Origin of the sequence: Oceanobacillus sp. J11TS1 (assembly GCF_018333215.1) — a bacterium.
Taxonomy (GTDB): Bacteria; Bacillota; Bacilli; order Bacillales; family Amphibacillaceae; genus Oceanobacillus.
In genome coordinates, this window is the sequence record NZ_BORO01000024.1 from 16,618 (window position 1) to 31,624 (window position 15,007).

16 protein-coding genes and 1 riboswitch are annotated in these 15,007 nt (G+C 39.5%); of the genes, 3 read left to right on the forward strand and 13 right to left on the reverse strand.

The annotated features are described in order from the left end of the window. Positions 1-64 precede the first annotated feature (64 nt). The 13 genes from KI343_RS15500 to hisZ all read right to left on the reverse strand — a co-directional run bounded on the left by KI343_RS15500 (position 65) and on the right by hisZ (position 11,685). The gene (locus KI343_RS15500; protein WP_244857006.1) at positions 65-1,285 is read right to left on the reverse strand and encodes an Nramp family divalent metal transporter; all 1,221 of its coding nucleotides are present in this window, start codon (positions 1,283-1,285) and stop codon (positions 65-67) included. A 52-nt stretch (positions 1,286-1,337) separates the two neighbouring features. Next, entirely contained in the window at positions 1,338-2,282 is a 945-nt protein-coding gene (locus KI343_RS15505) for an agmatinase family protein (RefSeq protein ID WP_212927335.1), read from the reverse strand. A 586-nt stretch (positions 2,283-2,868) separates the two neighbouring features. Beyond that, positions 2,869-3,069: a hypothetical protein gene (locus tag KI343_RS15510; protein WP_212927336.1), complete on the reverse strand. Its 201-nt coding sequence runs from the start codon at positions 3,067-3,069 to the stop codon at positions 2,869-2,871. A 27-nt stretch (positions 3,070-3,096) separates the two neighbouring features. After that, complete coding sequence (locus KI343_RS15515) at positions 3,097-3,513, reverse strand: hypothetical protein (RefSeq protein WP_212927337.1); 417 nt, start codon at positions 3,511-3,513, stop codon at positions 3,097-3,099. A 273-nt stretch (positions 3,514-3,786) separates the two neighbouring features. Beyond that, the gene (hisC, locus tag KI343_RS15520) at positions 3,787-4,851 is read right to left on the reverse strand and encodes a histidinol-phosphate transaminase (RefSeq protein WP_212927338.1); all 1,065 of its coding nucleotides are present in this window, start codon (positions 4,849-4,851) and stop codon (positions 3,787-3,789) included. Then, positions 4,844-5,476 carry a bifunctional phosphoribosyl-AMP cyclohydrolase/phosphoribosyl-ATP diphosphatase HisIE gene (gene hisIE / locus KI343_RS15525; RefSeq protein WP_244857019.1) on the reverse strand — a complete coding sequence of 211 codons (633 nt, stop codon included), beginning with the start codon at positions 5,474-5,476 and terminating at the stop codon, positions 4,844-4,846. Before hisIE ends, hisC begins: the two co-directional genes overlap by 8 nt. 2 nt (positions 5,477-5,478) lie before the next feature. After that, entirely contained in the window at positions 5,479-6,237 is a 759-nt protein-coding gene (gene hisF / locus KI343_RS15530) for an imidazole glycerol phosphate synthase subunit HisF (protein ID WP_212927340.1), read from the reverse strand. Then, the gene (hisA, locus tag KI343_RS15535) at positions 6,227-6,949 is read right to left on the reverse strand and encodes a 1-(5-phosphoribosyl)-5-[(5-phosphoribosylamino)methylideneamino]imidazole-4-carboxamide isomerase (RefSeq protein WP_212927341.1); all 723 of its coding nucleotides are present in this window, start codon (positions 6,947-6,949) and stop codon (positions 6,227-6,229) included. Before hisA ends, hisF begins: the two co-directional genes overlap by 11 nt. Beyond that, positions 6,946-7,551: an imidazole glycerol phosphate synthase subunit HisH gene (gene hisH, locus KI343_RS15540; RefSeq protein WP_212927342.1), complete on the reverse strand. Its 606-nt coding sequence runs from the start codon at positions 7,549-7,551 to the stop codon at positions 6,946-6,948. The genes hisA and hisH overlap by 4 nt, the downstream gene beginning before the upstream one ends. 414 nt (positions 7,552-7,965) lie before the next feature. Then, complete coding sequence (hisB, locus tag KI343_RS15545; protein WP_212927343.1) at positions 7,966-8,550, reverse strand: imidazoleglycerol-phosphate dehydratase HisB; 585 nt, start codon at positions 8,548-8,550, stop codon at positions 7,966-7,968. Then, positions 8,537-9,841 carry a histidinol dehydrogenase gene (gene hisD, locus KI343_RS15550; protein ID WP_212927344.1) on the reverse strand — a complete coding sequence of 435 codons (1,305 nt, stop codon included), beginning with the start codon at positions 9,839-9,841 and terminating at the stop codon, positions 8,537-8,539. The genes hisB and hisD overlap by 14 nt, the downstream gene beginning before the upstream one ends. Continuing rightward, complete coding sequence (gene hisG / locus KI343_RS15555; RefSeq protein ID WP_212927345.1) at positions 9,842-10,474, reverse strand: ATP phosphoribosyltransferase; 633 nt, start codon at positions 10,472-10,474, stop codon at positions 9,842-9,844. Further along, the gene (hisZ, locus tag KI343_RS15560) at positions 10,462-11,685 is read right to left on the reverse strand and encodes an ATP phosphoribosyltransferase regulatory subunit (protein ID WP_212927346.1); all 1,224 of its coding nucleotides are present in this window, start codon (positions 11,683-11,685) and stop codon (positions 10,462-10,464) included. The genes hisG and hisZ overlap by 13 nt, the downstream gene beginning before the upstream one ends. Positions 11,686-11,794: 109 nt before the next feature. Here hisZ and KI343_RS15565 point away from each other — a divergent pair, with 109 nt between their 5' ends. From KI343_RS15565 to murB, 3 genes are all read left to right on the forward strand, one after another. Next, complete coding sequence (locus KI343_RS15565) at positions 11,795-12,583, forward strand: histidinol-phosphatase HisJ family protein (RefSeq protein ID WP_212927347.1); 789 nt, start codon at positions 11,795-11,797, stop codon at positions 12,581-12,583. Positions 12,584-12,883: 300 nt separating this feature from the next. Then, the gene (locus KI343_RS15570) at positions 12,884-13,690 is read left to right on the forward strand and encodes an alpha/beta fold hydrolase (RefSeq protein WP_212927348.1); all 807 of its coding nucleotides are present in this window, start codon (positions 12,884-12,886) and stop codon (positions 13,688-13,690) included. 171 nt (positions 13,691-13,861) lie between these two features. After that, on the forward strand, positions 13,862-14,785 hold the full coding sequence (gene murB / locus KI343_RS15575; RefSeq protein ID WP_212927349.1) for a UDP-N-acetylmuramate dehydrogenase: 924 nt from the start codon (positions 13,862-13,864) through the stop codon (positions 14,783-14,785). Positions 14,786-14,892: 107 nt separating this feature from the next. Beyond that, positions 14,893-14,939: riboswitch (PreQ1 riboswitch) on the forward strand. Positions 14,940-15,007 lie beyond the last annotated feature (68 nt).

Genomic DNA, 15,007 nt, shown 5'->3' on the forward strand with positions numbered 1-15,007 from the left:
CATTACAGAAAATGACTGGATTTTTGGTATTGTATCCTTATTTGAATGTGACCGATGCGTTAGCTTATAGAAAGGTACCAATCGCATCTACTAGACTGTAAATACCTAAGAACGTTACCACAGCAGTTACCAGCCAGCCGATAATATTTAACCAAAGTTTATTTACATATTTCCCCATGGCATTTTTCTTATTAACGACAACCATAATTAAAATTGCGATTAGTGGCAGAATGAATCCGTTTAATGCCTGTGCAATCAACAGCACTTCTAGAGGTTCAAAACCAAGTCCTGAAGTGATAATGCCTAAAACAATGACAGCAGTAAAGACGATCTTATATTTTTTATTAGAGAAACCGCCCTTCCACCTCATAAAGCTGCTTACTGTGACAGCAGCTCCCATTGGGGAAGCGATTGCTGAAGAAAAACCAGCAGCAAATAGACCGATACTAACAAATAAAGGTGCTAAATCTCCCATGAATGGCTGCAAGGGAGCAGCAAGTTCAACAACACTTCTAACCTCTGTGCCATGAATTAATGCACCAGCTGTAATTAGAATAGCAGCAGTAATAATACCGCCCACGGAGATTGAAATAATGGTATCCCATCTGGCTGCTTTGAGGCCGTCAGTACCATTCCATTTTTCTCCTACTGTTGACGCGTGGATGAAAAAGTTATAAGGAACCACCGTTGTACCAATTAACGCAATAACCATCAAGATAGATCCTTCTGGAATAGATGGGATGAAGGCTCCTTGAAGTACACCGAGAACATCAGAGGTAGCTACAACCATCGTAGTAATGAAAGTGATACACATGATAACGATTAAACCAATCATTATTTTTTCAATAAATTTATAACCGCCGAGTAAATTAAGAATCAAAATAATAATTCCTACCATTGGTGCAACATAATTTTCTGGAATTCCGGATAAATAAGAGATACCCAGAGAAGTTCCCAGTAAATCTCCGCTAATATAGGCAGCACAGCCAACACAAACAGCAATGAGAACAATCCATACGGTTGCAAACTTTAGGATTTGATTTTGAAATAGTTCTCTGATATTTTCTCCTAGGCCCTGCTTTGTTACAATTCCAATTCTGGCTACCATTTCTTGCAGGATAATGGTGGCTACAATGGAAAAAATAACGGCCCATAATAAAGCAAATCCAAATCCAGCTCCCGCACGTGTCGCGGTTGTTACGGTGCCTGGTCCGATAAAGGAAGCGGTAATAATGGCACCTGGCCCTATGACCTTTAGCTTCTCAACAAATTTTGATTGAGACAAATAAACTCCTCCTTGTTTGGCAAGCAATAAACGAGAAGTTTCTCTAGTTATATCACTTGTTATGACCTCCATGAATATGACCTGCCAGTACATAAAGGACAGCTGTGGATACAAAGTGTGCTGAATTTTGATTGAAATCCTGCTGTGGATATACTTCTACAAAATCCATACCGCAAAGTCCTCGTTTACCAAATTCATAGATCATGGTAACAAGCTCATAAGATGTCAATCCATTTCCATCAACAGGTCCGCCCGGGTTGAAGGCAAAGTCAAGTACGTCACTACAAATGGTGAGGTACACAACATCTACATCTTTAGAAGCCATGTCATATATTTGATTAGCGTATTTTTTTAAATCTGTTTGTGCCCGGATATCATTAATGGTTAAGGTTACAGCGCCCGCCTCTTCCGCATGCTTGCCTGTTTCGGGCTTATTTCTAGGCCCTTTAATTCCCGTGTGAATCAAACTTTCATTTCGTACTCCTTCTGTTTCATACAAACGCATAAAAGGTGTGCTTCTGGCAAACTTGTCTCCTTCATGATGCGGCAGATTATCATAGTGTGAATCCAAATGAATGATGCCGACTTTTTTGCCGGTATTCGTCAGGCCTTTGACAATTGGGTAAGTAATTCCATGATCCCCTCCAAGCCCTACGAGAAATTTCTCGTTTTTCCACAGGTTTTCTGCAAAGCTTTCGATGCGGTTCATTGTTTCTGGAACATCATGTGGAACAATGCTCACATCACCTACATCACCTAAGCTTAGATGATCTTCTACATTAATATGGTCGAGCTCCGGCAGATATGTACTGTATCTGGCAGAGGATATTCGTATTTGTTTTGGACCAAGCTCGCATCCAGTATAATCTCCCCAAGTACAGGCGCCTTCCCAAGGCACCCCATAAATCAGTACATCTGTATCGTACTCCTTTGTGCTTGTTAAATTTTTAGCACCTAGCATTGGCGGGGTATTTCCGTAAATATTATTCGAACTCATGAATTCATCTCCTCTTTAAAAAAATGTTATTAATTACTGTTTAACCTGGGACTAGGGGGTTAAAACTCCTTTTTTTGCAAGTTGAGAAAATAGATAATTTTAAGGTATCTGAATGAGAGGACGATCAAAAAATCTTCCAATGATAAGCGGCGAATTTCTGCGTTGACCTGGCTTTTTCGATGGGACTGGGACTGGGACTGCGATTACTCGTCCCATCGAAGAGCCTTTGCGATTACTCGTCCCACCGAAAACCATTGGCTACTTTTGAACACGTACTATAAGAAAAAGTCCCGATTCACTAAAAGAGTAAGCTAACGCAAATTTGGTGGAATTTTTTAAATAACTGGAACGGTTGTACAATTTTTGGAAGGCTGTATCATCGAATGTGAAGCTATAATTAAGGTATTGTCTAAATGGAGATTTTATGCTCTTTAGAAAAGTCATTGATCACTACGCAATGAAAAAGACCCCTATCACGACGACTTTTTTATTGAGTGGTATTAAGAAATTAAAGTAGAGGAACGATAAAAAAGACTGGAAGCTAAGCTAATCCAGTCTTTTTTATCGCTATTTTACTTCGGAATGTCTAATTTTCATCTTCATTTTCTTGATTTTCTCGTTTGAAATTTTGATAAGTGAACCAACAACCTAGCAAAATAAAGGGAACCATAACAAGAATATTTCCTAATGGCGAAAATTCTAATGTGATATTAAGAATTACCAGCACTGCAACGAAAGCTAAAAGTATTAGTATTTGTTTCAATTTAAATTTAAACTTTGATTCCACCTTATTCACTTCCCTTCAATTCATATCTTACTCTATTGTAACACTTTTATTTTTTATTTTATGAACAGATTGAGAAGTGTTGCCATTCCAATATTCATATTTTGTTCTGACACCTTTACCTTGTGCTTCTGCATCTTGGAAAGTATCCATCATTCTAGCAGTTGAAATACTCTCAGCAAGAAGCATAAAGCCGACAACTGGATAAGCACTTGCAATACCTCTCATAACTTGTCTTGCAGTGGCATCCCTGTCTTCATAATCGGCAACGATTTCTTTAGTTTTGCTTGGTGTGAAATAATGAGTGACTTCATATACATCGTAGGTGACCATTCCTTCTTTTTCTGTTCTGTCTGGTCCTGCCGCGGCTTCTGTACTTTTTGTAAAACTGAGGTTTACCCCTAGAAGAATAGTACAGGCTAGTAAACCTATTACGAACTTTCTCATTATTACACCTCCCTTTTTTTAGTTATTAGTTGTCTTCCCGATCTCTATTTTAATAAACATTAAATTGGTAAAATTCCAATCTATTTTCAAGCTAAATGCTTATTTGCTTAAGAAAGAAAAAATATGGCTTTTACAATGGTAAGCGGATCACAGGGAGCATTAAGGAATTGATAAATACTCTACATCTATACCCTCTAGAGGTTCAATGAAACTTATAATGTAAAAGCCATTAAATTTATAATATCTAATGGCTTTTGAGTAATCTATTGAATTTTAGTTTGCTTTCTGAATCCTATCTATCGCATCTAATAGCTTTGACATCTGTTCCCTTGTTCCAATCGAAATTCGCAAATAGTTTTCTAGTCTTGGCTGGTTAAAGTAACGAACTAGGAATCCTGCCTGCTTTAACTCAGAGAAAAGTTTTTCCGCTTCTATATTTGCTGGGGAAGCAAGGACAAAATTAGTTTGAGAAGGGAGGACATAAAAATTTCTTTTCTCTAATTCATGTCGAAAATATTCTCTTGTTGCAATGATTTCTTGTCTTGTTTTTTCAAAATAAGCTGTATCTCGAAAGGCTTCTATTGCTCCAACAATGGCTAGACGGTCCATGGTGTAGGAATTAAAGGAATCCTTTGCCCGCGTTAATCCTTCAATGAGGTCTGGATGCCCTAGTGCCAGTCCGATACGAAGCCCTGCAAGGGAGCGTGATTTGGATAAGGTTTGGACAACAAGCAGGTTCGGATAAGTGTCGATTAAAGGTACAGCTGAAGCTTCCGCAAAATCAGCATAGGCTTCATCAATTATCACCACTTGCTCTGGATTATTTTTTAAAATTTCCTCGATAGACTCAAGTTCTAAATAAATGCTAGACGGTGCGTTCGGATTTGGGAAAATAACACCGCCTTCTGAGTGAAAGAAGGACTCGACAGGGATAGAAAAGTCATCCTTCAAAGAGACTTCTTCCACGTCTAACTGATAAAGCTTTGTATAAACCGGATAGAAGCTATAGGTGAGATCTGGGTATTTAATCGTCTTTCCAGGCTCAAAAAATGTCATAAAACTAAAGGCAAGCACTTCATCAGATCCGTTACCGACAAAAACCTGCTCTTTCTTCAACCTATAATAACTAGCAATTTCCTCTCTGAGTTCATCCACGGTAGGGGAAGGGTAGAGCTGTAATTTTGTCTTTGCCTCTTCCTCTATAGCTGCCAGCACTTTAGGAGAGGGAGGAAAGGGATTTTCATTGGTATTTAATTTTATAATAGAAGGGTCATCTAATTGTTCTCCAGGGACATAAGGTTCTAGCTGCTTGATTAATGGATTCCAGAATTTACTCACGGTGCTGACCCTCTTTTTCAATGTGACGCTCATTTAGTATTTTTTTGATATCCTTTGTAGATACGCCTTGCTCTTCCATTAAGACAAGAGAGTGATATAGTAAATCCGCCAATTCATTCGTTAATTCTTCTTTATCCCTATTTTTTGCGCCGATAACCACCTCTGTAGATTCTTCACCGATTTTCTTCAGGATTTTATCTAACCCTTTATTAAACAGATAAGTCGTATACGCACCCTCCTGCGGGTTTTCTTTACGGTCTTTAATTTTATTGGAAAGTTCGTTAATCATGGAGAATAAAGGTTTTTCGCTTTCGAATAAAGTTGTATCAAAGCAAGTAGTTGTTCCTTGATGACAAGCAGGACCAAGCGGCTGCACTTGAATTACTAAAGCATCCTGATCACAATCAACGCTTATTTTTTTAACTATCTGCTTATTCCCTGACGTTTCTCCTTTATTCCAGAGTTCCTGGCGGCTGCGGGAATAGAACCATGTCTCACCGGATTCTAATGTTTTTGTGAAAGCAATGTCGTTCATATAAGCCAAAGTTAATACTTCTCCTGTTGCATAATCTTGAACAATCGCCGGAACTAGCCCGTTTTCATTGTATTTTATTTCAACATCCATTATCATTTCCTCCTCATTGGTATTCCTTGTGAAGATAAGTACTCTTTTAATTCTTGAATCGGAATCTCTCCGTAGTGGAACACAGATGCAGCCAATGCAGCATCAATTCCTTCTGCTAAAATTTCTGAGAAGTGTTCTCGTTTGCCTGCTCCGCCACTAGCAATGACAGGAATATTTACCGCATCAGCGATTTTTTTCGTTATTTCGATTTGATAGCCGTTTTTTTCGCCATCCGCATCCATGGCATTTACAACAATTTCACCTGCTCCGAGTGCTTCGCCTTGTTTTGCCCATTCAATCGCATCCATTTCTGTATCTTTTCTCCCCCCATTGATAAATACATTAAATTCGCCATCAGCTGTTTTCTTCGCATCAATGGAAAGCACAATACATTGGCTGCCGAATTTATCGGATGCTTCTGTAATTAATTCTGGACGCTGGACCGCGGCACTGTTAATCGATACTTTATCAGCACCTGCATGAAGTACGCTGTGAATATCTTCTATCGTGCGGATGCCCCCGCCCACCATAAATGGAATAGCGATTTCGCGTGCGACTTGTTCTACAACATCTAGGAAAATATCCCGTTCTTCGTTTGAAGCGGTAATATCATAAAATACGAGCTCATCAGCCCCTTCTCGGTTATAGCGTGCAGCCAGTTCCACCGGATTAGCAACATCTTTGATATTTTGAAACTTCTTTCCCTTTACCACACGGCCTTTATCTACATCCAGGCAAGGAATAATTCGTTTAGCGAGCATGATTATCCTCCTTTACAACCTCTTCTAACTGAATAGTCCCATCGTATAATGCTTTTCCGATAATCGCTCCATAAAGGCCGAGTGCCTGAAGGTTTGTAACATGCTCTTTTCGGGAAACCCCGCCAGAAGCGATAATATTCATTGTAGTCGCTTCCTGCATAGCTTTTAATTCCTCTAGATTCGGTCCGCGCAGCATGCCATCTTTTAAAATATCTGTATATACAATGGTTTTTAAACCAGCTGCTTCTAGTTCTCTTGCAAGATCAGCTGCTTTTGTATCACTATTTTTAGTCCAGCCATCCGTTGCAACATAACCATTGCGCGCGTCTAAGGAAACAGCAATCTTATCGCCGTATAACCCGATTGCCTCTGTAAGCAGCGCCCAATTGGTTATGGCAGAGGTACCAAGAATAACCCGGGCAGCCCCGCCTTCTATATATTCCTTAATTGTATCTAAAGAACGAATCCCGCCGCCAACCTCTACAGGAATAGATAGACTTTGAATTGTTTTGAGGATAACCTCTTTATTTTTCGGTTCTCCCGTTTTCGCACCATCTAAATCGACCATATGCAAGAAAGCTCCGCCAGCATCCTGCCATTTTTTTGCTGTTTCCACTGGGGAGTTACTATACGTTGTCTGCTGATGGTAATCCCCTTGCTTTAATCGGACACAATTTCCATCTTTCACATCAATTGCTGGGAAAATGATCATGAAATCAACTCCTCGTAATTTTTCAATAAAGTAATTCCAATTTCACCACTTTTTTCCGGGTGAAATTGCATGCCTGTGATATTTTTATCCTGTACAATCGCAGGGACACGTCCGCCATATTCTGCGCTTGCTATCAGGGTATCTTCAGCCAAACGATCTACGGCATAGGAATGAACAAAATACACATAAGGTTCTTTGCCTAGTTGATCGAATAAGCTATTGTCCTGATTGGCTGTGAGTATGTTCCATCCCATATGGGGAACCTTGACCGAATCAGAGATACGGTTGACTGAACCAGTTAGAAGGCCGAGCCCTGCGCAGCCGCCATTTTCTTCACTAAATTCGTAGAAAAGCTGCATACCAAGACAGATTCCTAGAATGGGTTTGCCATTCGCTGCTTCATCTTTCAAAAGGCTATCTAGTTGATAGCGTTGTAATGCTTCCATCGCATCTTTAAATGCACCCACCCCAGGCAGAATAATTGAATCAGCCTGTTTAATTTCTTCTGGGTCCATCGTCAGTTTGGATGGTTTACCTAGTTTATCTAAGGCAAACTGCAAACTTTTAATATTTCCTGCACCGTAATCAATAATGGCAATCATTTTTTTAGCTCCTTTTTCAATAATAAAAAATATAAGGAAGGAGGAAAGGGAAATTCGAGCCGAACCCGCTCAGAAATCAAGAAATGCGAGGCGCTCGAAAATTAGAGAATGCGCTCGAACCTGGTCGGAGTCGCTCGAAAATCAGAGTAAGCGATCCACCTTGGTCCAAGCCGCTCGAAAATCAGAATAGGCGCTCCACCTTGGTCTAAGCCCGCTCGAAAATCAGAGTAAGCGCTCCACCCCAGTCCGAACTCGCTCCAAAATTAGAGTAAGCGCTCCACCCCGGTCCGAAACCGCTCCAAAATCAGAAGAACCCGCTCCAACATGATCCCAAACCGCCCCAAAATCAGAGGAACCCGCTCCAACCTAATCCCACCCCACTCAACAATCAGTAAACGCCCTCTAATCCTCATGTTATAGACTTCCTTTAGTAGAAGGAACGCCTTTCATCGTCGGGTCCACGGATACTGCTTCGCGAATTGCTCTTCCTAACCCCTTAAAAATGGATTCAATCATATGGTGTGTGTTTGTTCCGTACAAGACTTCTACATGAAGGGTTACTTTGGCATGGCTGGTAAATCCAATTAAAAATTCTTCAACCAGTTCTGTATCAAAATTTCCAACTTTATCTTTTAAACCGTCCACTCGATAAACTAAGAAGGAACGGCCGCTAATATCAAGAGAGACTCTAGAGAGTGCTTCATCCATTGGCGTTGTCGCTGTGGCGTAGCGTTCGATGCTTTCTTTTGTGCCTAATGCCTCGTGGAATGCCTGGCCAAGCACGATACCGATATCTTCTACAGTATGATGCTGGTCTACTTCTAGGTCTCCTTCACATTCTACTTGTAAATTTAGTCTGCCGTGTTTGGTAAGAAGGGTCAGCATATGATCGAAAAAACCAACTCCTGTTTTTAAATCAGATTTACCTTCTCCATCTAAATCAAGAGAAAGCGATATATTGGTTTCTTTAGTTTGGCGTTTTTTTTCAGCGTGACGCATGATGATTCTCCTTTCGAATTCGGATTGCATTCGCATGTGCAGTGAGTCCTTCCGCTTCTGCAATCGTAATAATAGAGTCTGCACAATCGAGCAGTCGTTCTTTAGAATAATGAATGGTGCTTGATTTTTTCATAAAGTCATACACCCCAAGCGGGGAGGAGAAACGTGCGGTTCCGTTTGTTGGTAAAGTATGATTTGGACCTGCAAAATAATCTCCTAACGGCTCACTGGAATAAGGTCCGATAAATATCGCTCCAGCATGTTTGATTTTTTTTAGCTGTTCTTCTGCATTTTCTCCCATTAATTGCAGGTGCTCTGGGGCAATCGAATTAATGAATTCAATCGCTTGCTCTTCCTGATCACAAACTATGATTCTCCCATTCGACTGAATGGATTCACGAATAATAGCTGCACGCTCTAATAAGGGAATTTGCCGACGAACTTCTTTTTGAACCGCTTCGGCATAAGAAAGATCTGTTGTCACACAAATGGAAGTAGCATCCTCTGCGTGTTCCGCCTGGGATAATAAATCAGCTGCGACATAGGAAGCTGGGACTGTATTATCAGGGAACACGCAAATTTCACTGGGGCCAGCAATTATATCAATTGCAACATCACCGAATACCCACTTTTTTGCACGAGCTACAAAGGCGTTTCCTGGTCCGACAATCTTATCTACTTTTCGAATTGATTCTGTTCCATAGGCTAAAGCGGCAATGGCCTGAGCTCCACCAATTTTATAAACAGACTGAGCACCAGCTATTTTTGCTGCGGCAAGGACAGCGGGGCTAATCGTTCCGTCCTGGCGGGGAGGGGTTGTAACCACAACTTCTTCCACGCCAGCAACGATCGCTGGTATGACATCCATTAATACAGTAGAAGGATAGCTGGCTTTTCCTCCTGGTACATAGACACCAACACGGTCGATCGGCGTTATTTTTTGGCCTAAGCGAATACCTGGCCGCGGGCTGAATTGAAAGCCTTCTTCTTTTGTTTTCTGCTGATATTGACGAATGTTTTCAGCTGCTTCTGCCAATGCCTGATAGAGCGCTGGCTGTTCAGATTTTACTTGATCAGAAGCTGTATTCCATTCTTCCTCTGAAACGTGAAGCGAGGATAAATTTGCTTTATCAAATTTTTGGGTATAGTCAAAAACCGCTTTATCTCCATGCTCCTGCACGCCGTAAATAATTTCTAATACCTGTTTATCTAAATTTTGCTGCATCAGCTGCGTTTCCTTTTTTGCATTCGCCAAAGTTTGTTTATATGTGCTGTACCGAAGAATTTGCATTTATCCTACCCCCACAACCTGTTCCAGTTTTTTTAATACATCTTGAATTTCGTTGGATCGTGTGACAAAGCTTGCTTTATTTACGATAAATTTGGTGCTGATTGTTTCTATATCTGCTAATACTTCAAGCCCATTCTCACGTAACGTATTTCCTGTCTCTACAATGTCAACGATATAATCTGCCAGGCCAATCAATGGAGCTAATTCCACCGAACCATTAAGCTTTACTGTCTCTATCGTTTGATTGCGCTTCTCAAAGAAATTTTTAGCGATATTCGGATATTTGGTTCCAATGGTTAAAGTCTGACTATCAGGAAGGAAGGAACCTTTTTTTCCAGCAACGGAAAACTTGCATTTTCCAATTCCTAAATCCAGAATTTCATACACATCTGCCTCTGTTTCTATAATGTTATCTCTGCCAACGATACCGATATCAGCAGCGCCTTTTTCTACATAAATTGGGACGTCCATCCCCTTTAAAAAAATCAGGCGCAGGGTTTTATCTTTATTGAAAAAAACAAGCTTGCGTGTCTTCTCATGAAAATCTTCAAAATGGATTCCTGCTGCTTTTAATAAATCGATAGATTGCTTAGCAGGGCGTCCTTTTGCTAAAGCAATAGTTACAGGTTGCATTTTTCAACGTCCTTTCTCAAAAACCACTCTAGTAATTCCTGATCTGTCTTAAATTCCCGTTGTTCTTTTTGATTGCTATATATGGATTTTTTAGATTTTACGAATATGTTTGGAGCTTTTAAGTCTGATCCACTTTCGCCTGCCGCTCGGGTGATAATTTTTTTGTTAAACACTCTTAGTTGTTCTGCAAGAATAAATGCTCGCTCACGTTCGGCAGATTCATACAAAAGTTCGATCACTTCTGTTTTTTCAGGCATTTCATAAAGCAAATTAGCGAGTAAATCTACTTCAAATGCAAAACCAATTGCCGGCGTTTGCTGTTGGAAGGTATGCGTCAGATAATCATAGCGTCCCCCCATCATAATTGGCTGTCCAAGTCCTTCCGCAAAGCCTTGGAAGATAATACCAGAGTAATAGTTCATATGGTTAATCAAGCCTAGATTAATCGAAATATAAGATTCAATATGATAGTCTTGAAGCAATTGATAAACGTCAGATAGATAATCGAGTTCTTCACGCATCCGATCTGTAGAAATAATATTTTCTGCTTCTTTGATAACCATGCTCGTATCGCCATAGAGCATCGGTATTTTTCGAAGCTTTTTAATCAAATCAGGATCCAGATTCAATTCTTTTAAAAAAGGAACAATCTCCGAAATGTTTTTAGACTGAATGTACTGATCAAGCTGTTTTTGCTGTATAGCATTCAGGTTGGCTTCATGTAATAATTCTTTATAGAAAGTCGCGTGACCAATTTCTATTTTAAAAGAAGGGATTTTTATTTCGTTTAAGCTTGTTACAGCTAATGCAATCAGTTCCGCATCTGCTTCAGGCGTGCGCTCTCCAAATAATTCTACACCTGCCTGCGTGCGGGAACGTTCTTCGGCAGTAGAACGAAAAATATCCAGCACATAAGAAAGACGTCCAGGTGTTTCTAAATTCTGTAAATTCGTATAATGTCTGGTAATTGGAATCGTTGCATCTGGTCGCAGGACAAGCACTTCTCCAGATGGATCGATTAGCTTTAACATGTCCGTTGTATTGACTGTTCCCTGAACATCATTATATAAATCATAATTTTCAAAAACAGGTGTCTCTACCTGCTGATAGCCAAATTTAGCGAAACGGTCAGTTAATTTATGAATAACATGGCGTTTCTTTGCAAACTGTTCCGGGTAAAACATGGAATGAAGCAGTTGTTTATTTCTCATAAAATTCTCCTTCTTAAACACTTTATTAATTTAATGCTTTATCTAATTAAAGTTATTTAGTATTATATAAATGTTCAGAAAAAATGTCAATGAGAGGAGCATAACTTTTATGTATGATTTTCATATGCATTCCAACTTTTCCGCAGATTGCGATGCTAAGATGGAGGATATGATTCAAGAAGCGATAAAAAAAGGATTAAAGGAAATTGCTTTTACGGAGCATTTAGATGTGGATTATCCGGATAAGGAATGGGATTTTAGTTTTAACCCGGAGGTTTATCAAGAAAAATTAGAACTGCTGCGCACGAAATATCAGGATAAAATTCAAATTCGTAAAGGGATTGAAGTCGGTGTGCAGCCGCATGTACTAGAGGAAACATCCGATTTTATTAATCGATTAAAGCCAGAATTTATCATTTGCTCGATGCATTCCGCGAATAAACAAGATTTGCATTCCGGTATATTTTTTGAAGATAGAACGGTGGATGAAGCATACCGCATTTATTTTGAAGAATACTATGCGTGCATAAAAAAGTTTAAAAACTATCATATTTTAGGGCACCTTGATTTAGTCAGCAGATATGCTTCAGCAGAGCCGGAACATGTACCGACAGAAATAATAGAAGAAATTTTAAAGCTTGTTATCTCTGAGGGGAAGGGAATTGAATTAAATACATCCGGCTATAAATACGGCATGAATGCCCCGCTCCCAAGTGATTTTATTTTGCGTATGTATCGGGAGCTTGGAGGAGAAATAATAACACTTGGCTCTGATGCGCACCGGCCGGAGGAGATTGCTGCTCATTTTAAGGAAGCTAAAGAGATATTAACAAATTGCGGTTTCTCCTATATATGTAGTGTGAATGGGGAAGAAATCCATTATCATTCCATAAAATAAGTTTTTATATCAGCGAGCATTGCGTGTGCTCGTACCGTTTACAAATGATTAAAAGCAAATAGAATGCTGCTTTTTAAAAGGCAGATTCTATTTGCTTTTTTCTTGTGTGAAAAGATGTTCTAATAAGCGAAGGATGTTATAATAGCAATGTATTTTTAGCGGTTAAAAAGGGATGGGTGTATCATTCCTTTGTTTTGCATAAGTACGACGATGGTATCTGCGAGGATATATGGCGGATGCCGACTTTTCTAATTAGGAGACAAACATAGATCTACAATAGAAATTGAGGGAAGTAAATACATGAGAAAGAAGATTGCAGGTATTGTTTTATGCGTACTAATCGTCAGCGGTATTGCTTTGGGTGCTTATTTTTATCAGCAGGACCAAACCAGGGCGGAAGAGTATACTGGCGCACCGACTATTTTTATACATGGATATAAAGGAACAGAAAATTCATTTGGTCATATGCTTGACCGATTCGAGAATACGTACCAGTGGGGAAATAAAGGCTTTGTTTACTATGTTACAAAGGATGGAAGCATCGTCGATTATAATTTAAATGAAGGAAGATATGCACCAATGTTTGTGCAGATTGTCTTAGAGGATAATCGCGCAAGCTTTCAAAAAAGCACAGAATGGATTGCAAGTGTTCTTCTTCATTTAAAGGAAAATTATCGCGTAGAAGAAGTAAACTTAGTCGGGCATTCTATGGGCGGTATCTTGGCAGTGAAATATACGATGGAATATACTTTGAATGGCTATCCAAAAGTGAATAAGCTGGTTACAATCGGCAGCCCATTTGACGGTATTTATAATGAAAATTATTTTAAAGTTCATCAAGACGAAGCTGCAGAAGATTTGAAGCCGAATTCGGATGCTTTAAAAGTCTTGCGAGATAATATGTTTCCGGCAGAAGTGAAGGTGTACAGTATAGCCAGTACGGGAGACTCTGTGGCTGTCCCAGAAAGTGCGAAGGCGCTCAGATATATGATACCAGAACAAAATTATAAAGAGACAATCATTGATGATCCGCAACTTACACATAGTGCATTGCATGAAAGTATGCAAATTGATAAATTGATTCACAGCTTTTTGTGGCAAGATTAACTGGATTCAACTACAATAGTATAGGATTCATCATTTACTCCAGTCCTTTTTGATATCCAAGACGGAGTAATCATGGTGTCTGCACTTAAAAAATGGCAGGAAACCTCAGTCGGAAACAGAATAACAAAGCCAAATATAGAAGGTCATTTGGCAAATTAAAGGAATGATAGCATGAATAACTACCATCATTTATATGATAATCTAATTCAACATACAGATAAAGATAATGTATTGGTTAATGAACCAATAAGAGAACATACGTATACTAAATTAGGCGGTACCGCAGATTTTTATATCACTCCATCGTCCTATGAAGAAGTACAGGCGATTATTCGTTTTGCCAATCAAGAGAATGTGCCATTTACGATGCTTGGAAATGGCTCTAATTTGATTGTAAAGGATGGCGGTATTCGCGGGATTGTTATGAATCTTCAACAGTTGTCATCGATATGGAGAGATGGAGATAAGATTATCTCTCAGAGTGGCGCGAGAATTATTGATGCCTCTCGTTTTGCTTTAAAAGAAGAACTGGCAGGACTTGAATTTGCTTGCGGGATTCCAGGTTCCGTTGGCGGCGCTTTGTATATGAATGCAGGCGCGTACGGTGGAGAAATCAAAGATGTATTGGAAAGTACAGTTGTTGCAACCAAGGATGGAGAGTTGCTGACGTTAACGGCGGAACAGTTAGATCTTAGCTACCGTACAAGTAATATCCCGGATAATGGCTATATTGTTTTGGAAGCCACGTTTGCTTTAAAACCTGGAGATAAGGCAGAAATTAAAGAAAAAATGGATGATCTTACGTATAAAAGAGAATCCAAGCAGCCATTAGAATACCCGTCTTGTGGCAGTGTGTTTAAACGCCCGCCAGGATATTTTGCCGGCAAATTGATTCAAGATAGTCATCTTCAAGGAAAGCAAATTGGTGGAGCGGAAGTATCTAAAAAACATGCCGGTTTTATTGTCAATAAAAATAATGCAACGGCATCTGAATATATTTCATTAATTCAATTTGTCCAAGCGACAGTGAAAGAGAAGTTTGATGTCCAATTAGAGCGTGAGGTTCGAATTATTGGCGAGGACGCAGAGGCATAACGTACTGCGAAAAGTAGAAAGATCGTGTTCAAACCTTTTTAATGTGAAAAAGAAAGATTGACATCTATTTTATTCATTCTTATACTTATGAAGTGTTAATTAACTATTTGACAGAGGTTCTTAGCAATAACCCTCTATAAAAAACTAAGGACAACTTGCGATTATAAGCCATGTTCCTTAGGAGCGTGGCTTTTTTTAGTGCATGTAAGGGTGCTTTTATAG

Coding starts and splice junctions, on each gene's coding strand:
- hisZ (WP_212927346.1), bottom strand. CDS start 11,685: ATGAGAAATAAACAACTGCTTCATTCCATGTTTTACCCGGAACAGTTT.
- KI343_RS15565 (WP_212927347.1), top strand. CDS start 11,795: ATGTATGATTTTCATATGCATTCCAACTTTTCCGCAGATTGCGATGCT.
- murB (WP_212927349.1), top strand. CDS start 13,862: ATGAATAACTACCATCATTTATATGATAATCTAATTCAACATACAGAT.
- hisG (WP_212927345.1), bottom strand. CDS start 10,474: ATGCAACCTGTAACTATTGCTTTAGCAAAAGGACGCCCTGCTAAGCAA.
- hisIE (WP_244857019.1), bottom strand. CDS start 5,476: ATGGATGTTGAAATAAAATACAATGAAAACGGGCTAGTTCCGGCGATT.
- hisA (WP_212927341.1), bottom strand. CDS start 6,949: ATGATCATTTTCCCAGCAATTGATGTGAAAGATGGAAATTGTGTCCGA.
- hisB (WP_212927343.1), bottom strand. CDS start 8,550: ATGCGTCACGCTGAAAAAAAACGCCAAACTAAAGAAACCAATATATCG.
- KI343_RS15505 (WP_212927335.1), bottom strand. CDS start 2,282: ATGAGTTCGAATAATATTTACGGAAATACCCCGCCAATGCTAGGTGCT.
- KI343_RS15570 (WP_212927348.1), top strand. CDS start 12,884: ATGAGAAAGAAGATTGCAGGTATTGTTTTATGCGTACTAATCGTCAGC.
- hisH (WP_212927342.1), bottom strand. CDS start 7,551: ATGATTGCCATTATTGATTACGGTGCAGGAAATATTAAAAGTTTGCAG.
- hisD (WP_212927344.1), bottom strand. CDS start 9,841: ATGCAAATTCTTCGGTACAGCACATATAAACAAACTTTGGCGAATGCA.
- KI343_RS15515 (WP_212927337.1), bottom strand. CDS start 3,513: ATGAGAAAGTTCGTAATAGGTTTACTAGCCTGTACTATTCTTCTAGGG.
- hisF (WP_212927340.1), bottom strand. CDS start 6,237: ATGCTCGCTAAACGAATTATTCCTTGCCTGGATGTAGATAAAGGCCGT.